General features: G+C 51.2%; 14 protein-coding genes. 6 read left to right on the top strand and 8 right to left on the bottom strand.

Features of this window, described 5'->3' with window-relative positions; translation table 11 throughout:
* Positions 1-226 precede the first annotated feature (226 nt).
* Positions 227-2,806, top strand: coding sequence for a glycosyl hydrolase (locus LQ777_RS16010; RefSeq protein ID WP_232558936.1), 2,580 nt, complete (start codon positions 227-229; stop codon positions 2,804-2,806).
* A gap of 11 nt (positions 2,807-2,817) precedes the next feature.
* On the opposite strand, the gene LQ777_RS16005 is transcribed toward LQ777_RS16010, so the two are convergent.
* Entirely contained in the window at positions 2,818-3,984 is a 1,167-nt protein-coding gene (locus LQ777_RS16005; RefSeq protein ID WP_232558935.1) for a hypothetical protein, read from the bottom strand.
* A gap of 207 nt (positions 3,985-4,191) precedes the next feature.
* Between LQ777_RS16005 and corA the strand changes: the two genes are divergently transcribed.
* Together corA and LQ777_RS15995 are read left to right on the top strand one after the other, a co-directional pair.
* A complete protein-coding gene (gene corA, locus LQ777_RS16000) occupies positions 4,192-5,274 on the top strand; it encodes a magnesium/cobalt transporter CorA (protein WP_232558934.1) in 1,083 nt (360 codons plus the stop codon).
* 83 nt (positions 5,275-5,357) lie between these two features.
* Complete coding sequence (locus LQ777_RS15995) at positions 5,358-7,862, top strand: bifunctional UDP-N-acetylmuramoyl-tripeptide:D-alanyl-D-alanine ligase/alanine racemase (RefSeq protein WP_232558933.1); 2,505 nt, start codon at positions 5,358-5,360, stop codon at positions 7,860-7,862.
* 53 nt (positions 7,863-7,915) lie between these two features.
* Here LQ777_RS15995 and LQ777_RS15990 read toward each other — a convergent pair whose 3' ends face one another.
* The 4 genes from LQ777_RS15990 to LQ777_RS15975 form a co-directional block, all read right to left on the bottom strand.
* On the bottom strand, positions 7,916-8,599 hold the full coding sequence (locus LQ777_RS15990; RefSeq protein ID WP_232558932.1) for a hypothetical protein: 684 nt from the start codon (positions 8,597-8,599) through the stop codon (positions 7,916-7,918).
* A 55-nt stretch (positions 8,600-8,654) separates the two neighbouring features.
* A complete protein-coding gene (locus LQ777_RS15985; RefSeq protein WP_232558931.1) occupies positions 8,655-9,845 on the bottom strand; it encodes a THUMP-like domain-containing protein in 1,191 nt (396 codons plus the stop codon).
* 213 nt (positions 9,846-10,058) lie between these two features.
* Positions 10,059-10,934, bottom strand: coding sequence for an N-acetylmuramoyl-L-alanine amidase-like domain-containing protein (locus tag LQ777_RS15980; RefSeq protein ID WP_232558930.1), 876 nt, complete (start codon positions 10,932-10,934; stop codon positions 10,059-10,061).
* Between the two features lie 70 nt (positions 10,935-11,004).
* Complete coding sequence (locus tag LQ777_RS15975) at positions 11,005-12,735, bottom strand: alpha-amylase family protein (RefSeq protein ID WP_232558929.1); 1,731 nt, start codon at positions 12,733-12,735, stop codon at positions 11,005-11,007.
* 137 nt (positions 12,736-12,872) lie between these two features.
* On the opposite strand from LQ777_RS15975, the gene LQ777_RS15970 reads away from it, so the two are divergent.
* On the top strand, positions 12,873-14,756 hold the full coding sequence (locus LQ777_RS15970) for a glycoside hydrolase family 13 protein (RefSeq protein WP_232558928.1): 1,884 nt from the start codon (positions 12,873-12,875) through the stop codon (positions 14,754-14,756).
* A gap of 99 nt (positions 14,757-14,855) precedes the next feature.
* Positions 14,856-16,418 (top strand): sensor histidine kinase, encoded by a 1,563-nt coding sequence (locus tag LQ777_RS15965; protein ID WP_232558927.1) that lies wholly within the window; start codon positions 14,856-14,858, stop codon positions 16,416-16,418.
* Between the two features lie 68 nt (positions 16,419-16,486).
* Here LQ777_RS15965 and creD read toward each other — a convergent pair whose 3' ends face one another.
* Positions 16,487-17,863 (bottom strand): cell envelope integrity protein CreD, encoded by a 1,377-nt coding sequence (creD, locus tag LQ777_RS15960; protein ID WP_232558926.1) that lies wholly within the window; start codon positions 17,861-17,863, stop codon positions 16,487-16,489.
* Positions 17,864-18,092: 229 nt separating this feature from the next.
* Between creD and pgmB the strand changes: the two genes are divergently transcribed.
* A complete protein-coding gene (gene pgmB, locus LQ777_RS15955; protein WP_232558925.1) occupies positions 18,093-18,752 on the top strand; it encodes a beta-phosphoglucomutase in 660 nt (219 codons plus the stop codon).
* Between the two features lie 82 nt (positions 18,753-18,834).
* Here the strand turns inward: pgmB and LQ777_RS15950 are convergent, their stop codons facing one another.
* Complete coding sequence (locus tag LQ777_RS15950) at positions 18,835-21,366, bottom strand: DUF5686 and carboxypeptidase-like regulatory domain-containing protein (RefSeq protein ID WP_232558924.1); 2,532 nt, start codon at positions 21,364-21,366, stop codon at positions 18,835-18,837.
* A 347-nt stretch (positions 21,367-21,713) separates the two neighbouring features.
* Complete coding sequence (locus LQ777_RS15945; RefSeq protein WP_232558923.1) at positions 21,714-24,497, bottom strand: TonB-dependent receptor; 2,784 nt, start codon at positions 24,495-24,497, stop codon at positions 21,714-21,716.
* Between the last annotated feature and the right edge of the window lie 120 nt (positions 24,498-24,617).

Raw genomic sequence — 24,617 nt, 5'->3', positions numbered from 1 at the left:
AGCGTAATGGATTTCATCGATAGACCAAGGTCATAGCCTGTAAAAACCCTACACAAATGATACATTCCGCTAGTCGCAAAGCAATCAGTAGATACGGTTGAACGATAAGAGTAGGTAGTATTTTTGGGGACATCATGAGTTTTCGTCGTACGAGCGCTTTACCTACTTGACGCGTATACGCTTTTTAATGGTGGCTGAACGGGCCAGCGGATTAGGGAATTCTCGGATGAAAAAATACGTACTAATAGGCTTGCTTACCGCTTTTTGTTGGCGAATGCTGCTTGGTCAGCCGCAGCCTGAGCGATCTATCGGAAATCAGCAGGCAAAGCCTTGGACATATTGGTGGTGGATGGGTAATGCCGTCAATGAAAACGATATTACGCAGCAGCTAGAGCAGTTCGCCAGGGCTGGGTTAGGCGGTGTGCACATCATCCCGATTTATGGCGTCAAGGGGTACGAGAAACAGTTTATCCCTTTTTTGAATGATCGCTGGCTGGCAGTGTTCGCCCATACCGTCCGGGAAGGAAAGCGGTTAGGGCTCGGCGTCGATCTGACAATGGGTACCGGTTGGCCATTCGGTGGGCCGGGTGTTTCAACGGCTATGGCGGCCAAAAAGTGGAAGCTTGAAAACGGTAAGCTACTAACCGAGTTGACCAGACAGCAGGTCAAGCGACCGGCACCCGGCGGAGAGGGGTTAGTGCTCGATTATTTCAGCCAATCGGCAATTGAGCAGTACGTCAAACGCTTCGACTCAACACTAGCCCGCTTGCCTGAGCAACCTCGCGCGGTTTATAATGATTCCTACGAAGTGTTCGGTGCCAACTGGACAGATAACTTTCTTGCCGAGTTTAAAAACCGACGGGGCTATGATCTCACTACGCAGCTAACCGCTTTTCTGGACATAACACGAACCGAAACCAGTATCCTGGTTCAGCAGGATTATCACCAGACACTAGCCGATCTGTTGCGTGATGGGTTCACGAAAACCTGGACCAGCTGGGCGCACGGCCATCAGTATCGGGTTCGAAACCAGGCGCATGGTTCACCAGGAAATCTAATCGATCTGTATGCTGTGGTCGATATTCCAGAAACGGAATCGTTTGGGTCCAGCCGGTTTCCCATTCCGGGTTTACGGGTGGACGAACAATACGAAGTTGACCGGTTCGGAACACCGAATTCATTGGCTATGAAGTTTGCGTCGTCGGCAGCCAATCTGACTGGTAAGCCATTAGTTAGTTCAGAAACGGGTACGTGGCTGGCAAATCATTTTCAGGTGTCGCTGTCCCAGATCAAACCGCAGGTCGATCAATTGTTTACTGCGGGCGTCAACCATATCTTTTATCACGGCATTCCGTATTCACCACCCGCCGAAGCGTGGCCGGGCTGGGTATTTTATGCTTCAACCAATTACGGCCCTGCGTCACATTTCTGGCCGCATCTGCCATTGCTGAATCAATACATCGAACGGTGTCAAGCGCGGTTACAGCGTAGTAAGCCCGACAACGATGTGCTGGTTTATTTTCCCATCCACGATCTGTGGGCGACACCGGCTAAATCGGCGGGAGGCATTCATCAGCTCGAAGTGCACCATGTAGAGCGGTGGTTATTGCCGCAACCCTTCGGCCAGTTGTGTGAGCAGTTGCTTGATCGGGGCTACTCATTCGATTACGTTTCGGATGATTTGCTGAATAAATTAACTGTCACGAAGGAAGGAATTCGTAGCCCGGGTGGTGCCACGTATCAGGTGATTGTTCTGCCACAAACGACGTATTTACCGGAACAGTCACTCCGACAGTTGGAACGACTGGCTCGGCAGGGTGCCCGCATCATTGTAGATGGCCAATTACCGGCAAAGGCACCCGGCTTTTATAAACACGCAGCCCGCTCCGCCGAAATAAGGCAACTCGCGAAAACGCTGGGACAACTAAAATCCGTGACGGTTAGCGCCAATCTCCTCGAAACGCTCCGCCAGTCGAACGTTCGTGCCGAAACCTGGGCAGCGGAAGGACTGTCGTTTATCCGCAAGCGACAGCGCGATACTACTCATTATTTTATTGCTAACCTGGGTAATCGCTTTCGCCAGAATTGGGTTGCGCTGTCGGCACAGGGACAGGCGACTCGCTACGATCCGTTGACAAACCGGACCGAACCGGTATTGACTCGCCAAGGACCGAATGGGCAGCGTGAGATTTTCCTGTCACTGGAACCGGGGCAGGCTTATTTTGTCGATGTGAGTTCAGCCAAGGCTACGCTACCACGGTCTGCCAGCACGACCAAACGGGCTGATCTATCATCCCAAAAATTTATCGATTTACTGAGTCCCTGGCAGGTGCAGTTTCTGCGCGGTCGTCCGGCCTTGACGGCGTCGGTAACGGTGCCTAGGCTTGGTTCCTGGACAACCTTTGCCGATTCTGCGGACTATTTTTCTGGAACGGTCCGCTACAGTACCCGCTTTGATCGGCCAGCCGGTGAACCGGACGTATCTTCTTATCAGCTCGATCTGGGTGATGTGCGCGAAGTCGCCGAGGTTCGACTCAACGGACAATCGCTCGGAACGGCCTGGTGTATACCATTTCGGTTATCGGTTCCTGCCAGCCAACTGAAGCCAACGGGAAACCAATTAGAGATTGACGTGACAAACCTGTCCGCAAACTATATGCGACTGTACGACCGCCAGCAGCCGGGTTGGAAAAAGTTTTACGATATCAACATGGTGGATATTCGCTATCAGCCTTTTGATGCGGGTCGTTGGAAACCAACGCCATCGGGATTACTCGGTCCAGTGACGCTGACTCCGGTGCATTAAAGCGAAAACTGTCAATCTTTTGCGTACTTGGAGCGCAATCGCCTGACGACATCATCGGCCAGTTCGTCGCTCAGGCTGTCGTAGAGTTGCCAGCGCGAAGGAGGAAACAGATTGGCGCTTTTGAGCGATTGTCCATTCAGTGCGCGGTCGTCACCGCTAAAAGTTTGCCACTCGGTTTGCCAGCTGCGCGTTTCCCATACGCTGTCTTCCCAAATGGTTTTGCCCGTTTGCGTGTCGATAGCGCGCAGTCGCATCGTAAGTTCAGCATTAATTGTTCGGAGGTACGTTGTCAGACTACCGCTTACCTTTTCCATCACGTCCACCTTGGTCGAATCATTGATTTTCTTTTCGCCAACCTTGTACGTCTGGTTGCTATACACGGTTGTGGTAGATGAGGCCGTATTATCCCGGATAGGCACGTAATCGGACACCTGCATTTGCACCGCCTGGTGAATCGGAAAGCCATCGCCCGCTGATTCGTCGGGCCGGTAAAGCCGGACAAACGGTGATGGCGCTTCATTCCGGTCGATCTGCCGAAAAATCATACGCTCCAGCTCCCGGTTGTCGGCAGCGCTGATTTCTGAGGTTGGCGATAACGGTTCGACGACGACCCGCAGAATAGCAAACGGGAGGACATCCTGCGCCTTGGCACTGGCCTGACGGAAGTTAGGAACCCACGACAGGGCTTTCTGATAATTGAAATAAGCATCCTTTGCCGCCAGCCGGTTATCCTCCCGGTAGGCGAATGCCTGCTCGGCCAGTTCGTAGCGGTCGGCTGCGGCCAGTTGGCGGGTTTCCTGCTGTCGGTCAGCGTAGGAAGTAGGGTAAGTAGCCAGCCACCCGGCACAGGCTTCGCAGGTTCGGGCGTTGTTGGTCAGGCTTTGTAGTTTTTCGTACTCGTTGTAAATCGTTTCCCACGGAAAGTCTTTGGTATTCGACGGTGACGACAGGTTTCTGATCGCTTTCTGGTGTTCCTCATACGCGCGCTCGAACGCCTGTTTAAGTACGAGTGGTGCTTTCGTATAGCCACGTTTACCCAGACCGCGCCACTGGTGAAGCCGCTGCGAAGCTCGTTTGACTGCCAAATCGAAGTTTCCCCGCCTGAAAGCGGTCTGACCACTGCTGCACGCGGCTAAGCCAGTGCTGGTCAAAATGAAGAGTAGGAGCAAGCGAATCATGGCGTAAACGACGATTTTCTGAACATTCGACAACGCAGGAAGTAGTTGGTTTATCGTTGACCCAGAAAAGAAGTTTTCCGTTGCTTAATCTACTGTAAAATACAGCAAGTGATTACCGGAACTGGCTACGAACGGAGCGTTGTTACCGGTTGACGTACCGTCCGTAGCGAGCTTTTCGACTGGGTATACTTTATTTATTGATTACTTATGTCGAAACACCGACGCTATCGTTCCGCTGAGAAAACACTCGGTACATCACCCGGTACACTTACCTATGTAGGGGCCGATATTGATCACGCAACAAAGATCAAACGCATTGAATACAACGCGACTGAATACCATGTTGATGAAATCGTCAAACTAAGCGCGTGTCGATTACCAAACGAGGCAACGTCTTTCGTGAACTGGCTTGACGTGGATGGTATTCACGAGCAAAAGGTCGTTTCGGTAATTGGCCAGCAATACCAGTTGCACCCGCTGCTGCTGGAAGATGTGATGAACACCGAACAGAAGCCGAAGATTGACCTCTACGACGATACGGTGGTGTTTGTAACGCTGAAAATGCTGCACCATAGCCGTCAGCGGCAGGCCATTGAGGCCGAACACGTTAGTCTGGTGCTGGGAAAAAATTACCTGATATCGTTCCAGGAAGAACGGACGAAGGATATTTTTGAGACCGTTATCGAACGCATTAAAGCTTCATCGGGTAAAACCCGGCGCAATGGTGCTGACTACCTGCTGTATGCGCTTATGGACGTGATTGTCGATCATTATCTGCTTATTACGGAGCGTATCGGCGAAAAAATGGATGAACTGGAAGAGCAAATTATTCGCGAACAGGCCAACCAGCAAACACTGTCCATCCTGTACACACTCAAGCGCGAACTGGCCTTTATCCGGCGGACGATTTACCCACTACGTGATATGATCGGTGTGTTACTGCGGGAAGAATCGACTTTAATAGACCGCAGTACGCTTCCTTACCTGCACGACCTTTCAGACCACATCAACCAAATCATTGAATCGCTGGATTCGTACCGCGAGCTTATTTCGGGCTTGATGGATGTGTATTATTCGATTGTCAGTAACCGCATGAACTCCGTCATGAAAACGCTGACGATTGTATCCGCCATCTTTATTCCCCTGACCTTCATTGCGGGTATTTACGGGATGAACTTTGACAATATGCCCGAACTACGAACAAAAACCGGTTACTTTTGGGTGCTTTTTAGCATGGTTGTGATTGCCGTTGGAGAAGTTATTTATTTCAAACGACGGGGCTGGATGTAAGGCTTTGCGCCAGTTCTGCGAAATAAGGAACGGATTCAATCGGGACAATCATGGACCAGAGCATGACCGCTTGAATTTGATGTATGACAACGCAGGAACTTCAGTTAGATAAATTTCGGTGGATTACCGATTCGCGGCAGGTGGGCGAACAGGCCACGACGAGTCAGACGGGAGAGTCGGTTTTCTTTGCCATTCAGGGCGAACACCACGATGGACATAATTTTATTGGCGAGCTGTACCAGAAAGGCATTCGCTATTTTGTCGTCGAGCGGTCGGCGCTCACGCCCGACCGCCGGGCGGAACTAATCGATTATGCCGACGCCCAATTTGTGGAGGTTGACAGTAGTTTGCTGCTGGTACAGACCTTAGCCGCCGAACACCGACGCCAGTTCCGCATACCGGTTGTTGGTATCACGGGTAGTAACGGCAAAACCATTGTAAAAGAGTGGCTGGCGCAACTGCTGGCCGATGATTTTGTGATTGCCAAAAGTCCCAAAAGTTATAATTCGCAGTTGGGCGTACCCTTGTCGGTGCATCAACTCAACGCAAGCCATACGCTGGGTATCTTCGAAGCGGGCATTTCCAGGCCGCACGAGATGCAGGCGCTGGAAGCAATCATTCGCCCGACAATCGGCATTTTTACAAACATCGGTACCGCACATGACGAAGGATTCCGGACGCGCAAACAGAAAATTGCCGAAAAGCTGCGGTTGTTTATCCATGCCGAAACGCTTATTTACTGCGCCGATTACGCCGACATTGACGAAGAAGTAAACCTACTTCTGAAAGCGGTAAACACCGACATGCGGTTTGTAACATGGTCCATGACGGGGAGGGAGGCTGTTTGTCAGGCGACGTTGGAACAGGATCGACTGACGCTCAGCGGGCCATTTGGTACGGTTCTGCTTACGATTCCGTTTACCGACCCGGCTTCGGTTGAAAACTTAATGCATTGCATCGTCGCGATGCTTACGTTGCGCGTTCTGGATGCTGACGCCCTGCAAAGCCGCCTGAATCGGCTACGACCCGTTTCGATGCGCCTGGAGTTGAAAGAAGGAATCAACAACTGCGTACTGATCGACGATTCGTACAACAACGATGTAGCGGGTTTGCAATTAGCGCTTAGCTTTCTCAATCAGCAGAGTACACGCGGACGACGTGTTGTTATTCTGTCCGATGTGTTACAGTCGGGGCAGCCGGAATCGGAGCTATATGAGCAAGTGGCGAATCTGATTCGGGCGAATCGCGTTGAGCAATTTATCGGAATCGGACCCGTACTTACCCAGAATCGTCGTTTTTTTGCCGACGGTAGCATTTTCTTTCCAACGACCGACGCATTTTTAACCGAGTTTTCGGTCCGTGAACTGCGGGATAGTGATATTCTGGTAAAAGGGGCCCGGCCGTTCTCTTTTGAGCGAATCGTCAACCGGTTGCAACGAAAAGTACACGGTACGTTGCTCGAAATTAACCTGGATGCGCTTACCCATAACCTGAACTACTACCGGGAAAAAGTCGGTGCCAATACCAAAATCATGGTGATGGTGAAGGCATTTGCGTACGGCAGTGGCAGCGCGGAAGTCGCTCAGTTATTGCAGTTCCACCGAGTCGATTATCTGGCCGTAGCGTACGCTGATGAAGGGGTTTCGCTCCGTCAGCACGGCATTGATTTACCGATCATGGTCATGAATCCCGCACCAGAAACCTTTGCGACGCTGCTTGAATACAGTCTTGAGCCGGAAATTTACAGCATACGCTTGCTGAAGGAATGGAGCAATTTTGTGGCTAAGCACACGGAGGCAGAGACAGTAGCTCTCTCATCGCGGTCGGCGCAGCGCAAACCGTGTCCGATACACCTGAAAATTGATACGGGGATGCACCGGCTGGGCTTTCTTGAAGACGAGCTACCCGTGGTAATCGATTACCTGAAAAGCTACCCAAACTTGCGCGTAGAGACGGTATTCAGTCATTTGGTAGGGGCGGATGAAGCGCAATTCAATTCATTTTCGCAGCAGCAGTTTAAAACGTTTCTGCGGGCTACGGCGGCACTCGAAGCGGGCTTAGGCTACCGGCCAACGCGTCATCTGCTCAATTCGGCGGGTATCGTACGATTTCCGGAATACCGACTGGACATGGTGCGGCTGGGCATTGGTTTGTACGGTGTTGAGTCCAGCCAGCTCGACAAAGAGGCCGTTCGTCCGGTAGGGACGTTGCACACGGTCATTAGCCAGATCAAGGCTGTGCCAGCGGGCGAATCAGTGGGGTATAGCCGCCGGGGCGTGCTGGACCACGATGCCCGGATTGCTACCCTCGCTATTGGCTACGCTGACGGTTTTGACCGCCGGTTAGGGAATGGAGTAGGGCACGTGTGGATCAACGGTGTTCGGTGCCCAACAGTGGGTAACGTTTGTATGGATATGACCATGGTTGACGTTACCCAGGCGCCTGCCGCCGAGGGTGATGATGTGATTGTCTTTGGCGATGAACTACGGATTACCGAACTGGCCCGGCAAATTGGTACGATCCCGTATGAGCTACTGACGGGGGTCAGCGAACGCGTGAAGCGGGTGTTTTTTAAAGAAGGAAACTAAGGGAAGTTGGGTAATCGGAGCAACGTAGCTTTCCGATTACCCACTTTCAGCAATTAATTGCTGCGCTTTGCTTTTACCGCTTCCACATTCTTTTTGCGGTTTTCCAGCTCGGTCGTGGCGTTCTCCTGCTCGGTTTTATTAGCTTCGATGTCTTTCTGAAGTTGTTCCAATTCTTTAGCGTTATCGTCAATACGCTTCAGGAGTCGCTCTTTCTCTTTGGCGTTTTGCTCGATTTCGCGCTGGAGCCGTTCGCCGTTACGAACCGTCTTCTGGTGACTTTTCTGCGCTTCGTCAAAGCCCGTTTCTGCGGTTCGCACTTCCTGGTTGAACAGGCTCTTTTCTGAAAAGTCTTTTAACAGCCGCTCGGCAGCCGCGTAATTGCTGTTGCCAGTCGTTACGTAATTTCCGCCACCCTGATCAAAGGCAACAAAGATGGTAGCCGAGGTTCTGGTTGACTTAACCGTGCTGGTCAGGTTGATCGGCTCGGGCGAAACGGATTGTATGTCCGCATTGGGTACGCGATAGGTGCCGCGCGAAGCCGTCATTCGTCCGTAAGTTTTAAGCTGTTCTTCCCAATCTTTTTCCAGTTGCTTGCCGTCACCCTGCAAGGTCAGGTACAGACCCGGTAGCTTGTTTTTATCAACCGTGGTTTCTCCTGCGTAAACGGTTTGGGCACTGGCTTTTCCAAGAACAACAATAAGCGCCAGCAGTAGTGTGATGCGTGATAGGAGTTTCATGTGCGTGTTTGATTTACGAATTACGTTCATTGACTTACAAGAATGAGTGGTTAAGTCAGACCACTTTTTTCGTGATTAACAGTCGTTTATCGCCGTTTTGCAACGTAGTCGCCAGGATGTACGTGTCGCCACCTTCGCTCAACTTTAATTTCTTCCGCAAGTCGGCCACTGACTGAGGAAAGTTTCTGACTGTCAGGTTTGCTTTCATCGTTGGTAATATCGATTCTACCTGTTTTCGGTCTGATTTGACCACGTGCTCAAGCCGAAAGGCGCGGCCCGGAAAATCGTTTTTCAGCTCGCTGCCCGTGTACAGATGACTGTTCGGAGCCAGCTTTGCCAGATCAAATCGATCGGCCACCAGCCGAAAGGCCCCGGCTTTCAGTATCGCTGCGTTCGGTTCGTACACGTACTGTTGCGGATCGCTCAGCCTGATACTGGCCCCGGCTTCGTCGCCTTTACGAAACCGGAAAACCGTGTTACCCGTTGCCGTTAGGTTGATGGCTACGACTTCGACCGAGCTGGCGGATACCGGCTGGTGTCCTATCGTCAGGAGTATTTCTTTTACCTCGCCCTGCACGGCAACAATGTGTACTGCTTCAACCGAAAACAAACTTCGGACGGTCGAGTCGATATCAAGTAACGGTGATACTTTTACTAATAGCCGATTTCCTTTTTTCAGCAAGGCCGCAATCGTATCTGGACACGACAGGTCGGGTTCGCAATCAGCTAAGCGGACAACTTTCCCGCCCTGCTCGTTGCGTCGGTGCGGGTCAAGGTAGATCCAGTCGGCAGCCTGGGCGAAATGGTCGATCAAGGCTAAGCCATTTCCGGTTTGTACGTCAACATTCGTCGCACCCAGTACTGGTAAATTGTGGGCTGCGAGCATCGCCAGATCGGGCTGCTGCTCAACATACACAACCCGGTCGATGCGTTGCGCGAACGCCCATGTGTCTACGCCCATACCACCCGTAAGATCGATTAGCATCGTTCCGCTAACCAGCGAGGCTTTGTACTGGGCTGTTCGTTCAGAAGAAGCCTGCTCGACCGATAAAGCGGGTGGAAAAAGTAACGCGTCGTTTGCGTACCAAGTGGGTAATTTTTCGCGCGCTTTCTGACGGGCGGCAATCTGGGCGATAACCTTTTTTGTATCGATACCGGCGGCTTGTGGGCGCAGAGACAGCGCTCGTACATCATCGGTTAAGTGATCCTGGATGAAAAGTCGTTCGGCGGGCGAAAGAGCGGTCAAGTGCGTATTTGGTTACTAAGGTTGCCGGTTGTGCGAAATGCCTGTGGCTAGATCAGCCAATAGAAAAATAGCTGATGGATAACGATCAGGCCTGAACTATAGTTGCGAATGTAGCCGCGAATTCGTGTAAGCGCAAAAGAGAAGCGTTTGCCGGTTGTTAGGAGTAAGGTCAAAAGACAGGAGGTGAGCTAGTGGCTCACCTCCTGTCTTTTATTAATTTGTTTCGACGGCAGCGGTTGCCAGATCACGGGTGGGTCGAAGTCGGGCGACCCGAATCCCGGAAAGTCGTTTGTGGCCCTGTACGTATTCGCTCAGCGAATACGAGGTAATGACGACGGCTGCCTGATCCGAAGACGCATGCAACAGATGAATCCGACCATCGGGATGTTTTACCGCCAGGCCAACGTGTTTCATGTCCAGACCGGGCCGGGCGGCTGTCAGCATAATGATGTCGCCTTCGCGGAGCTGGGCTTCTGCCTGCCGGATGTTTTTCGTCGGAATAAAATAAAAAGACTGCTGGCTAATCGACGCTTCAGCGAGGGCGACTTGCTTGAAAATCTCGGGATCCGTCAGGCGCGGGTACTTGTACGTTGCCGTAGTCATGTACGACACAGGTTTCGCGACGGAGATACTACCGGTCAGTTCACGCGTTACGTCCATCAGAAGACCTTTACGTTCGTTATCGCGAAGCCAGTCCGAAAAGTAATGCAAACGGCTGGCGTACCCCTCGATCCGGCCATCGCGGTAGCGAAGCTTGGTGAGGTAGTTGCGAAACGATTGATCCAGCGAAGCGAGGTTTGTTTTTTCGATCTGATCGTGCCAGGCCAGCGATAAAGCGAGTACCGTTTCCAGGTAGGTCGTGCAGTCGAATTCGCGTAAATTGACCACAAGTTGCTCCGTCGGACTGGCGTCCAGCGTGTGCGACACGTATGGATAACCCAAAAACTGTTTACCAATAGTCACCGCTGTTTCCGACGGTGTCTTTCCGCCCGTGATCGACACCGCTTTCAGCTCAGGAGATACCGACTCCTGTGCCCACAAAACCGACGAAGAAAAAATCAGAAGAAGCGTGGTAAATCGTTTTATCATGGGTGAATGGTGAATGACAACTGTACTACAACCAACTCAATGATTAGACTAGAAAATTCTAGTCTAATCACTATTTTATTTCAAAAATCTGGACGCTATGGGGCGGCATTGTTAACGAAAATCCTTCTGTTCCAGCGGCTTCAATCGTCGTATTGGTCAGAAAAATATCGGTCAACTGGTAAGTCCGCGAAGAGTCCAGACCCATTGTGTTGAAGGCATGATACGGAATACGAACGGTTGTCTCGTAGGTGTTCCGATTTGAAAAGTTAACGACAATCAGGAGTTTTTGCCGGTCGGTATGGCGTAGGTAGCTGTACAACTGGTGTGCGTCGTAACCAGCGCTCTGGCCGTTGTCATTGGCATACTGCAAATCGTAGAAGTAACCGTTCTGAATAGCGTCCGAACTATTGACGAGGTGGTTTAATTGCTGGTAAAAAGCCCAAAGCTGCTGTTGCTCCTCGGACAATCCCCCGCCGTCGTAACGACCCTTGTTGAGCCAGCCCTGCCATTCGGGTAACCCCCAATAGTCGAAAATGGTGGTACGTCCGTCGTTGCTGCTGAACCCTTCCGCACCTTCGGCCCGAACGCCAATTTCCTGACCAAAATACAGCATGTACGGACCCGTGTGCATCGTCGCCGACAAGGTCATGCCCGGAACCGCTGCCCACGGATTACCCGCGAAGGCTTGCGAAGCAATCCGTAGCTCGTCGTGGTTTTCCAGGAAGCGCAGCATGTGCTGAGCAAAATCGCCGGACTCCTGCTGCCATACCCGTGAAATCTTGTAGCAGGAAGCGTTACTGTCGCCTTCCATCAATTCCTTAACGGCATCGTACAGACCTACTTTATCGTACAGGTAGTCGAAGCCACCCACAAAAATAAAGGGGCGATAAAGGGCAGGATCGTAAATTTCGGCGACGAAAATAATACGGGGGTATTTCTGTTTGACGCGGCTGATGGCCCATTGCCAGAACTCAAGCGGGATATAATGCGCCATGTCGCAGCGGAAGCCATCGACTCCTTTCTCCGCCCAGAACAACAGAATGTCAAGCATCTGGTGCCAGGTTGCCGGAACCGGATTGACATGCATGCTGCCGTCGAAAACGTTGTAGCCGTAGTTGAGCTTAACGGTTTCGTACCAGTCGTTGATGTCAGGAGCCGCTGTAATGGAACCGCTGCCGGTAACCTTAGCCGGAAATTCGTGCAGGCCGCCCGGTGAAGCCGCTCCGTCCGAACGGGATTCGGGCGATACAAAGGTTTCGCCCGGCAGGTAATAAAAGTTATTGCTTGTCGCAAAACCAACCGACGTATCATCGTTCTCACCCAGGTCGACAACGCCCGCCGGTTTCACATCCGAATAATACTGTCGCGCTACGTGGTTTGGAATAAAATCGATGATTACTTTGAGTCCGTGGGCGTGCGTACGTTCGACCAACGCTTCAAATTCCGCCATTCGGTTTGGAACATCGACGGCAAGATCAGGGTCAATGTCGTAGTAATCTTTAACCGCGTAGGGTGAACCCGCCCGCCCTTTCACGACCGACGGATCATCGACACGGATACTGTAAGCCGAATAATCGGTTTGCGTCGCGTGTTCAATGACACCCGTGTACCAGACATGGGATGCACCGAACCGTTTGATCGCCCGAAGAGCCTCATCGTTAATGTCATTGAATTTGCCAACGCCGTTTTCGTCGCGGGTACCGTGTGGACGGTTGGTTGTATTCTGATTGCCAAACAGGCGCGTAAAAATCTGATAAATAATCAGTTTGTCCATAATGGGGACAACAGAAGTCGTATTCATGAAAATTAATTATGAGAAGTTACGGATGATAGGAACTGATAAAACGCAAAATTATGGCCTTTTTCGATGAAAAACTTGGGTTATTTTTGCGTTCTTGTTGCATTATTCTTCGATCATTTCGCTAAAACAGCGTTTAGATGAGAACCCACCTTATATACAAGCTTACACTACTGATTGTTCTAGTGGTCAATAGTGCGTTCGTACTGGCGCAGAACGCCCAAATTCAACGGGTCAATCCAACCAACTGGTGGGTAGGCATGAAACGTTCGACTGTACAATTGCTCCTTTACGGGCCGAATGCCGGTACGTTGACGTATTCCGTCAATTACCCCGGCGTAAAGCTTGTCAAGGCGCATACCGTCGAAAATCCTAATTACGCATTTCTTGATTTAACGATTGCACCTACCACAAAACCTGGTACACTTCAGCTGGTGGGTAAGCGAGGAAGCCAGACGTTAACCAAGCCCTTCGAACTCAACGCACGGGACAAATCACCGAAGGGGCAAGGCGTTTCGGCCGCTGATTTTATTTACCTGATTATGCCCGACCGCTTTGCCAACGGCGATCCATCGAACGATAAGTTCTCCGATATGGCCGACCCGAACGCCGACCGTAGCAACCCGTTTTACCGGCACGGTGGTGATTTGGCTGGCGCTGGTCAGCATCTGGATTACGTCAAAGACCTGGGAGCAACCGCTATCTGGTTTACGCCGGTACTGGAAAACGATCAGCCGCTGACCAACGAGGGCGGGTCGATGCGGTCGGCCTACCACGGGTACGGATTCACGGACCATTACGCAATTGACCGGCGTATGGGCGGCAATGAAGCCTATAAAAACTTTGTCAAAAAAGCGCACACGGCTGGCCTGAAAGTCGTTCAGGATGCGGTGTACAACCACGTTGGCATCAACCACTGGTTTTTGAAAGATATACCCATGAAAAGCTGGGTGCATCAGTGGCCGACCTATACGAATACATCGTACAAGTACCAGCCGATTACGGATCCGCATGGTGCCGAAAGCGACCGTCGGGTGACGACCGATGGCTGGTTCGTACCGTTTCTGCCCGATCTGAATCAAAGTAACCCATTCGTTGCTAATTTTCTGATTCAGCACGCCCTGTGGTCAGTTGAGACGTTTGGCGTCGATGCCTGGCGCGTGGACACCTACATGTACAACGATCAGCCGTTTATGAACCGCTGCAATCAGGCGTTGCTGGACGAGTACCCGAAAATTCACATTTTTGGCGAATCGTGGGTAGATAACGTTGTCGATCAGGCGTATTACACACGCAACAAAATTGATTTTCCGTTTAAGTCGAATCAGCCGGGCGGGCTTGATTTTGTGCTCTACAGTTCGATGCTGGATGCGCTGAAGCAGAAATTCAGCTGGAGCGATGGCGTTAACCGGTTTTATCAGGCGTTGGCGCAGGATGCCGTTTATCAGGACCCTACCAAGCTGGTAACGTTTCTGGATAACCACGACACCGACCGCTACCTGTCGGTCATCGGCGAAGATTTCGACAAATACAAAATCGGCTTGACATGGCTGCTGACGACCCGTGGGATTCCGTCAATGTACTACGGTACCGAGATTTTGATGAAGAATTTTAAAAGCCCGTCGGATGCGGAGGTGCGTAAGGATTTTCCGGGTGGTTTTTCGGGTGATAAAGAAAACAAATTCGAAACGGCTGGTCGTACCGATCGCGAGAACGAAGCGTTCCTGTTCGTTCGTAAGCTGGCAACCTACCGACGTAGCAATCCTGCTATGCACTCCGGCAAGCTGATGCAGTACTTACCACAGGATGGAACGTACGTATACTTCCGGTACGACGGCACCAAAACTGTGATGATCGCTACCAATACGAACGAGAAAGAAATTTCGCTCGATACCAGCCGGTTTGTCGAACGAATGAATGGCGTCACGGCAGCTAAAAATGTGCTCACGGATGAAACCATCAGCGATTTAAAACTGATCAAACTACCCGCAAAAACGGCGTTGGTACTTGAACTGACAAAATAGCCGGAGTTTGTAAACGTGTTGTTGCTGGTTGAGATTGGTATAAACTATGTATTTTTAAGAAGTCATTCGTACCTATAGTTTATCTAACTCATTCCAACTATGAATCAGTCTCAGTTTACGGACCCGCCCCGGCGACAAGCGGTAACTGAAACTGGTTACCAGCCGTTTCCCGAAACAGCGTTGAATTGCCTCATTACGTTAGCGACTATTCGCGACGATAACGGACAGGTAATCGACTTTCGGGTACTGGATGCAACACCGAACGCAGAAAGCGCCCTGTTTGTAAAGCCGAACGAACTAATCGGCAAGCGGTTGCTTGAGTTATGGCCCAGAAGCGTTGAAATCGGCCTGTTCGCCATGTACACACGGGTTGTCGAGACCGGGGAGAGCGAGCAAACGCTTCATCGGTATATCGACGTAGCTGTTCCGGAGACATGGCTTGAACTGTCGGTAGTACGTCAGGGGCTGGATAGGCTTGTCCTGTTGTTGATAAACTGTACAGCCAGCAAACAAGCCGAACGACAACTCGCCCAGCAGGCGGAGTTGTTGCAAACGGTACTGGACAATGCACAGGCTGCGATTTCACTTCATGCCGCGATGCGGGGAAAAGACGGTCAAATTGAGAATTTCCGAACCGTTCTGGCTAATCAGCAGTGCATCGCTATGTGGGGTGAACTGGCGGACGCCATTTTGACCAAGACTTTTTTTGAGGTTACAACGCCTGCGCAGCAAATCGACGAATTTGCCCGGTATGTACGCGTCGTTGAAACGGGTGAGACGGACCGTTCCGAGTTAATAATCGGCGACCAGTGGTGGCTACGGATTACGGCCAAAGCGGGTGATGGTGTGGTGATTGCAAACGTGGATGTTTCGGAAAGCAGACGTTATCAACAACAGCTGGAAGCGGCTAACCTGGAGTTGAAACGGTCGAACGAAAGCTTGCAGTCATTTGCCTACATCGCCAGTCACGATTTGCAGGAGCCGCTGCGCAAAATTCAGTCGTTTGGGGATATGTTACAGAACCGTTACGCATCGATGCTTGGCGCGGAAGGGGGAGAGCTGATAACACGGATGCAGGCATCAGCCGAACGAATGTCCATATTGATCCGCGATTTGCTTGACTACTCTCAGCTATCGTCACAGCGGCATGCGTTCCGGCTCTTTTCGCTTGGTAAGCTCATCGACGATATTGTCGAAGACTTGTGGCACCCTATTCAGGAAACGAACGCCCGCCTTGACATCTCAGAGTTGCCGGACCTCATGGGCGACCGCCATCAGCTGCGTCAACTGTTTCAGAACATATTATCAAACGCGTTGAAGTTTCGCCGGGTCGACGGGGCTGGAAACCCTGTTCCGCCGGTTGTGCGGCTATCCTCCCGGCTAACGGTTTTCGACGAGTTGCCCGCTGACTTACAGGCGGATTTGCCGATCAATCGGTCGTACTGGGCCATTTGTGTCGCTGATAACGGTATTGGTTTCGATCAGCAGTATGCGGAACAGATCTTTCAGGTTTTCCAGCGGCTGCACAATCGACAGCAGTTTTCTGGTACCGGTATCGGCTTGGCGATTGTGAAGCGAGTGGCCGAGCAACACGATGGGACGATTCGGGTAACAAGCCGGTTGGGCGAAGGAGCGGCTTTTACCGTCTATCTTCCCGCCTAACGCGCAACAAAAGGGTAGCCCGTTCAGACTATCCGTGTACATGCCGATAGTCTGAACGGGCCAGGCACTTAGGCTATCGCCCGTTCGGGGTCATACGCCCGGTACCAGTCAACGTGGCGCGTTAAATACATCGTAGTCGCCAGAATCAGGAGTAGCCCCGCACTGCCCAGCAAGAGCGAGTAATCTTCCAGTTGAAGCAGCGAATAGAAAAAGCCGTACAACAAGGTCAGAATCGCGCTAAACAGGATGGTCAGGCGGAGATTGCGGAATACGTAGCGTACATAAAAAGTGACCAGCGTTAAGATGACCCCGCTGCTAATCAGGTAGGCCCAATCAAACGAGATATGCTCAGAAATAGACAAGAGCAGCACGTAAAACAGGCATATGGCAAAACCAACCAGCAAATATTGCATGGGGTGAATACGCCGACGGTCGAGGATTTCGATAAAGAAGAACGAAACAAACGTCAGGATAATAAAAAGAATGCCGTATTTGGCGGAGCGGGTTGTCTTCTGGTACTCATCGATGGGAACCAGCAACTTAACGCCAAACAGGGGTACGTTGTCCGCCACCTTTACGTTCGATTTATTCAGAAAATTGCCGATACCTTGCTGGGGGAAATTGCGGTTAAACTCTAATACGTTCCACGAAGCCTGAAATCCCTGCGTACTTACGGTGCGCTTATCCGGCAGGTACGAGCCGGTAAAACTAGGAGTCGACCAGGAGGAACGAAGGTTTACCTGGGTTTCCTTGCCAAATGGCAGAAAACTCAACTGACTGCTTCCGTTCAGGTTTAACTTCGATTCAAAACGGTAGGTAGCTGCGTCAAGCTGAACAGGAGCACTAACGCCTGAAGAAACGATATCATTGGTTGGGATGCCCGACTCGGCAGGCAATTGGCGACCGTTAACGGTAAACGCAATGGAGTTACGAATGCCTTTCATATCGCTGATCCCTAAGGATAAAAACGCTTTGTCCCATTGGGCGGTACCCGCTGGCAGGCCCATCGACGTGAGCGAGGGTTTTTTGAACGTACCCCGGATCGTCAGCTGGGTGTTATAAAGCATGACGGTGTAAATTCCCCGATTGCGCTTCTCTGGTCTGACATCACCGTCGAATAGGAGTTGATCGGGGAGAAAATGAAGGTACGTTGTTTGAATCTGATTCTGCCCTTTGCTGTCTTTTGCCGCTATTTCGTAAGGAACGGATAAGAAAGGACCACCAATAACCTGCTCATTGCCCCATTTGCTGCTCACTTCTGCGATGGCCGCGTTCCGTGTCATTTCTCGTTCGGAGATCAGCGAACGGAGCATCCCGGTTGGAATTAGCAACAGTAAAACGAGAAACCCGATTACGCCGGCTTTAAGCATTGTCGATGTCCGGGTCCAGCGGTTGATGTGGTCAAATACAGACTGGGAATTGGTGGAGGCCGATGACTGTTCCATTTTTGATCTGATTTAAAAGTACTTTGTAATGCAAAGTAAACAATTCGAAATTGGCATTGGCAAAAAATATTGATTAAGCGGAGAAGTTTTAATTGGGAAGAAAACAACAAAAGGTGGACAGGAACACTTTAGATTGAATTGTCTGCCAGAATTGGTGTTATCTAACCGGATGGGCTGATGCCTACCGTGAAATCTGCCTACATTTACGATCTGTTGTAATTACATGCGAATGAGTCCTATTAAAGCGTTTTTATTTGATCTCGACGGCGTTATTGTCGATACGGCTACCTACCACTATCAGGCGTGGAAAAGGCTGGCCAACGAACTCGGATTCGATATATCCGAGGAATTTAACGAACGGCTTAAGGGCGTTAGCCGCATGGAGTCGCTTGATATTATTCTGGCTCACGGTGGCCTGACGGTTTCCGACGAACAAAAGGCTGAACTAGCCGAACAGAAAAATCAATGGTATCTGGATCTTGTTGGCCGGATGACCTCCGAAGATATTTTACCGGGCGTCGCTACCTTCTTTTCGCAGGTGCGCAAAGCCAACCTGTTAACGGCTCTTGGCTCGGTCAGTAAAAACGCTCCGCTCATTCTGGAACGGATCGGTATGAGCCAGGCTTTCGACGCGATTATTGACGGAACAAAGATTTCCAAGGGTAAACCGGACCCGGAAGTGTTTCTAAAAGGAGCCGCTGAACTGGAAGTCTCTCCCGCCGAATGCGTCGTGTTTGAAGATGCGGTTGCGGGTGTTGAAGCTGGTAAGCGGGGTGGTATGTTCGTGGTCGGTATTGGCTCGCCGGACGTATTGACACAGGCCGATCTGGTGGCTCCGTCGCTCGATGGGCTAACCGTCGATGAGGTGTTAGCAGCAACCGTAGCTTAATAGTCAAAAGCCCGCTCCGGATAGAAGCGGGCTAATTTACTTTCTTCGTCTTGGGGGCATTCGTCGGGATAACTGCGAGCCGCTACAAGGAAAGCCAGCCTGACAGCTTGATCGCGAAAGGCGTGACGGGAATACCCGTGCGCGTGAGATTATCACGGTAGGTAAGTCGATGAATGGCATCGACCCGGAGCACCTTGAAAATATTGTCGATTCCGTACCCGACTTCGATGTAGGGCGTGCGGCCTAAGGAGTTAAATCCTTCCACAGTGCGTCCCTGGGCATCCGTGCCGGGAATCATGGCCAGGTTACTGCCGGATACACTACCGACTAATACCTGAGCCGTTACCAGCTCCCGCCACTTGAGCCGACGTAATAACGGCAACCGGTTGAAGAGCAGACCACCAAAATTGTGTTCATACTGCGCCGTCGCCCAACGGTCGGAGACAAACTCAAAATAATTCATCAGGTTGTACGCGTTGCCGACATAGAACACCGATTCGTTACCTAGCGGTGTGTACAGAAGAGGGTAAGGCACCGTCGATGGAATAATGCCCGCACCCAGGCTGTAATACGACCGCCCCAGAACACCCATCCGGAACGAATGTTTCATGGTCAGCGCAACGCGATGGTACGTAAAGTCACCGCCCAGCAGGTTGCGAACGCCGAGCGTGTAGCGTAAGGTGAAAATTGGTTTGCGCACCGCGCCGGTACTAACCCGGACGTTGTCATTTTGCAGAATTACTTCGTCGGGAGCGAACCGTGTCTCGGAGATCAGTTCGCTGACTCGGTAACTATCCCGAATGGTTTGATCACGGTCCCGTATTTGCGGCTGAAAAGCAAAAGGAAACAAGGGCTCAAAGGTGCGGTTGCGTATCGCCAACGTCTGCGTAAAACCCCGGCCCATTTCGCGTCGGAAATACGCCAGATTTTCTTCCTGATAGTACGGACGGCGGATGGTGCCAAAGCGTGAGTAAGCGGCAAACAAGGAGTTGTTACCGATATTGTCCGCTGATACGCCAATGCGCTCCAGGTCGTAGGTGCGTCGAACGCCGAAGACAGTCCACGGTTTACGACTGGCAATGTACTCGATATTGGCGCTGTACTTAAACGTCTGGTCAAGCGTGCCGTAAGCCAGATAACCGCTGAGAAGCCATTTCCGGCTAAATCCTGTATTCGTTCGCATCCCGAGCCGGAACCGGTTTCCTTCGACGTTGTTGTTGGCGTACGAATAAAGCAGCGGACCGATGTCGATATGAAGTTTGTCGATGGGTTTGTAGCCGATGACGCCGAGTTTGATAATCTCGCCCGCCACTTTGATAATGGGTACATTGCGTACCGAGTCAACTACCTGCATCGCCCGCCATTCACTGGGTGAAAGTGAATCTGGCCGAACGCTTTTCCAGTAGGTTGGATCGGCCTGCCGGTAGTCATCGGCCAGTTCAATAGAAGGGTCGTAGAACCCTACGTCTTTGGGCTGGTTTTCGATAATGTTGCGAGCGGTGGAGAAAAAGCGAACCAAGCCTCCCGGCGCGCGTGGCGTAGGCTGCTCGGTGTCTATAGTAACCTGGGTTTGCGTCGGAAATCGAAGACCCGAAGGCAGCGTTTCCCAATTCTGTTCGATGTGAAGCTCATCCACAAAGTTGATATTCGCTTTCTTGTCAACGTGCGCATCAACCTGGGCTAGTGCCATCTTCAGCGTATCGATCCAAACGGTGCCGGTAAACGCCAGATCACTAGCACGTTTAGGCGTAAACTCAATCTCGTAGCATACGGCGTCATTGATGGCAATGGTATCTTTCAGCCGGAAGGTATACACCGTTTCCCACTGCCCTCCAATTGGCGAAGGAATATCTTTCAGGAAAAGGTAAATCGAATTTCGGTAAAAATTGTACTGCTGAAACGACGCGCCCGTAAGCTGGGCGATCAAACCGCCATCGCTTATGCCAACCCCCGTAACCCGCGACTTAAGCACTTTTTCCTTTACCTTTTCGGGCTTGCTGCGGGCGAAAAAATTAGAGAACGTTTCGGAGATAAAGACCGGAACGGCGGGCAGTCCGTTTTCGTCCGTGATGGATGGGAGTTTACCGAGTAGCCGGTTGATTGGCCCTGGTCTTCGGTTCTTTTTGCGTTTCTGGCCGAAGTTGTTGATATACCCTTCGATCTTGGTGTAGCTGTCGTACTGGTAGGCCGATAGCTGCGCTGGATTGAACTGGTCTCGTCGGCGTACCGTCTCGCGGATCACCCGGTAGGCAGGATCGCCCCCTTTGGCGTACACTTTTACTTCCTGAAGTTTCGTGGCCGTAGCGATTAACTGCGCGTCGATGATCTGCGTAACGGCACCTGTTAGCGGATACGTACGCGTCTGATAGCCGAGACTAAGGACCTGGATAGAATCAGCAAGTTGCTTTGATTGTAGTTTATAGCGACCGTCGGCGTCAGAGGTTGTACCATTGGTTAACCCTTTTACCGCAATGCTAGCGAAAGGAATGCCCTCGCCAGTCGCTGCATCGGTAACGCGACCGCTAATTGTGTAGATTGTCTGGCCCATCGTCAACTGTGGCCAACCGATAAACAGCAGGCTCAGAAGAACGAAAGTCCGTATGAGAAAGGTCATTGAATTTGAATGTAGGAGTGCATCATGCTTATCTAACCGAAAACTAGTCAACAGAGTTTACTAATTAGTCGAATTTTACACAGAATTAACAAACTGATGATAAACGGTGAGCTCCGTGCCGGTTAGTGGTGTTAACAGCAGTAGGAACCACCTGTCTTTTCATACGCTGATTCGCATCCGTTCGTTGCAGATAGTCATGTCCGGGAACGGTAAGTAGGGCAGAATGGTAAGCCGTATCTGTCCTAAAAAAAGGAATCCCTCCAGTAAAACCAGAGGGATTGCCACCAACCTATTCTAATTAAGAACTAACGATCATAGCGCGTATTAACCACTACGATCAACGATTTTTAGGACCGGGGACGGCCGCTGCGGCTGCCACCGCCATTGCCCGCCGGAGCAGACTGTTGTTGCTGACCACCACCGTTACCGCCGTTGTCGCCACCGCCGTTATCACCTTCTTTCACGTCGTCGTTGTTGATTGATCGCCGACTTCTGCGCGGAGCGTCAAAACTCATTTTGCCCAGTTTGTAGCTAAACGTCAGCTTGACACCAGCGTTGTAGAAATTCGTCGTTGCATTCTGGGTCAGGATAGGCGACGAGAGTTCTGAACGCATCGTGAACGGATGGTTGAGGAAGTTTTCAGCAGCGAGACCAAGGCTGGCTTTTTTGTTGTTAAAGTCTTTTCGAACACCCAGGTTGTAGAAATACATGCTGGTTTGGTAGCCCTGCAATTGAACTTGTCTACCCCGCATGCCGCCAAAAGCCTGGAATGCCCAACCGTTTGCGAGCGATACTGTGCCGTTGATACGGCCCGAAATGACCCAGCCTGAGTTTGACGCTGCATAGATCGGGTTAGTATTGTTGTTGGTCAGACTGACGTGGTACAGATCAATACCGCCACCAAGCTGTAGTTTAGAAAACAAGGTGCCATTACCGAACAGGTTCAATCCGTAGGCGTCCTGATGACCGACGTTCTGGTAGGTAGTCCGAATCACCTGTTGAAGAACCGGATTGACGACATCGCCAAACGATTGCTGCGACACATCCCGCACCGCCGTAATTTCATTGTTGGTACGCCGGGCAAACAAGGAAGCGTTCAGGTACAGTCCTTTGATGTTTGTACTGGTACTGAACTCAACGTTGTCGGTCAATTCGGGCGATAGCAACGGGTTACCCTGCGTAATATTGGTCGGGTTAGCTGCGTTGACGTTCGGGTTCAGGAACTGAATACCGGGGCGCTGAATACGGCGGTTATAAGCCAGCTTGATAATCTTGCCACCGCCAATGTTCTTGGAAATATTAATACTCGGTACGATATTTCCGTAGTCGGGAATGGATGTTGACTGCCCGGCTGATTCGTTACTGAACTTCGCGTTGATAAACGTGTATTCGTAGCGAGCACCCGCTTTGATCGTAAATTTGTTTTTCGTTGTCAGCGTGTAAGACAGGTAAGAAGCTGCTATGTTCTGATCGTAAAGCAGGGTGTTTCCCTGACGGCTCAGATCAATCTGGTAATCGCCTTCAGCGCCGTTGGCAAAGTAATACTGGTACTGACTATTCGCCTGACGAAAAATCCCCTTAGCACCAAATTCGAGCAGCTGGTTCTTTTTGATGGGCGTCTGATAGTCAAGCTGTAAGGTCGATTCCTGGTTGTAGCTATTGTTGTCGTTTTTCTGCCGGGAGGTGATCGTCTCAAAATCAGTACCGCTCAGAATATCCGCCACGAAATCGTTGGTACGGTTGTTACGGCTGTACAGCGCAAGGATGCTGAACTCCTGCTGTGGTTTGTACGTCTTGGTGTACGTTATGTTCGCATCGACCGTTCCCGACAGGTCTTTGGTTTGTACATTCCGGTTGTTGATCGAAGGGAAATAACCGCTAGACTGGAACGTCTGGGTCAGTAGGTTATACTGGTTCGTGTTTCCGTTTCGGGCTCCGTAACGCAGGCTGGCCGTAAGCGAGGTGTTTTTATCAATGTCGTAATCCCAGCCCAGTTGAAAATTACCAAATAAGCGCTGACTCAACGTGTTGGCCGTTTGAAGGGTCCGTACGCTGCTGCCTGAGTTCGATAAGGTAGTCTGGTCGTTCGCGAACGATCCCCGAACGTTGTATTCCGTCCGACCGAAACCACCCAGGTTGAAGCCCATTTTACCGACGCGGTAGTTACCGTTCAATCCCAGATTACTACCCCGGTTTCCGACGCCACCGTCAACGTTAAGTGTCGCACCCTGTAGCGTATTTTTCTTGGTTACAATGTTGATGATCCCCGCTGATCCTTCCGCGTCATACTTAGCCGAGGGGCTGGTAATTACTTCAACAGTTTTGATCTGGTCGGCTGGAATCTGCTTGAGCGCGTCTGCTACACTACTGGCGACAATGGTAGAGGGCTTGTTGTTGATCAAAACCGTTACGTTACTGCTACCGCGCAAACTAACGTTTCCGTCCATATCCACCGAAAGCATTGGTACCTTCCGCACGATATCCGTAGCGTCACCGCCTTTCGCCGTAATGTCTTTGTCGGCGTTGTAGACAAGCCGGTCTACTTTCTCCTCGATCATGGCAGCCTGACCAACTACGTTCACTTCTTTAAGTGTCCGGACATCCGACGAAATCTTGATGGTGCCCAGATTGATGTCGCTACCCCGTTCGATGGTGATGACGTTGGAACGCTTGTCTTTGTAACCGATGAACGTAAATAAAAGCCGGTACTTGCCGGGAGCCAGTTTGGGAAGCACGAATTTACCGGCTGCGTCAGCCGTTGTTCCGTCAATTGGCTTGTTCGTTGCGGTACTCAGGACAGCAATAGTCGCAAATTCGACGGGTTTGTTACTCGACGAATCGACCAGAACCCCCGTGATTTTGCCGTTACCACGGGCGATAGGCTCCGCTTCCGAACCGGTCGTTCCTGGTCTAGGCTGGTTATCGGCAGGAGCCGAAAAATCGTCCCGCGTCGGGCTTGCTGGCAGCGTAAATGTATCTGGGCTTGAAGGCGTACCGGTTGTACTGGAAGGCGTCGTATTGGCAGGCGTAGCAAACGGGTCTGGCCGGGCTGCCGGCGTCCCACTCGTTGGCACCTGGGCAACCGCAGCCGTTGAACCGATAATGAGTATAGATAGTAATAACCTTTTCATGACATTCGGGATTGACAGGTCAAAGGTGCGTCGATGAATCTACGTGGGAAAATGAAATTGGCCGAATGCCGATTTTTGAATGCCGAAGCCGGAGATTGAGGGGTGGAAGCATTCGCTTTC

Origin of the sequence: Spirosoma oryzicola, assembly GCF_021233055.1 — a bacterium.
Taxonomy (GTDB): Bacteria; Bacteroidota; Bacteroidia; order Cytophagales; family Spirosomataceae; genus Spirosoma; species Spirosoma oryzicola.
Note: the sequence above shows the minus strand (reverse complement) of the source record. Positions and strands in the feature narration are given on the sequence as shown.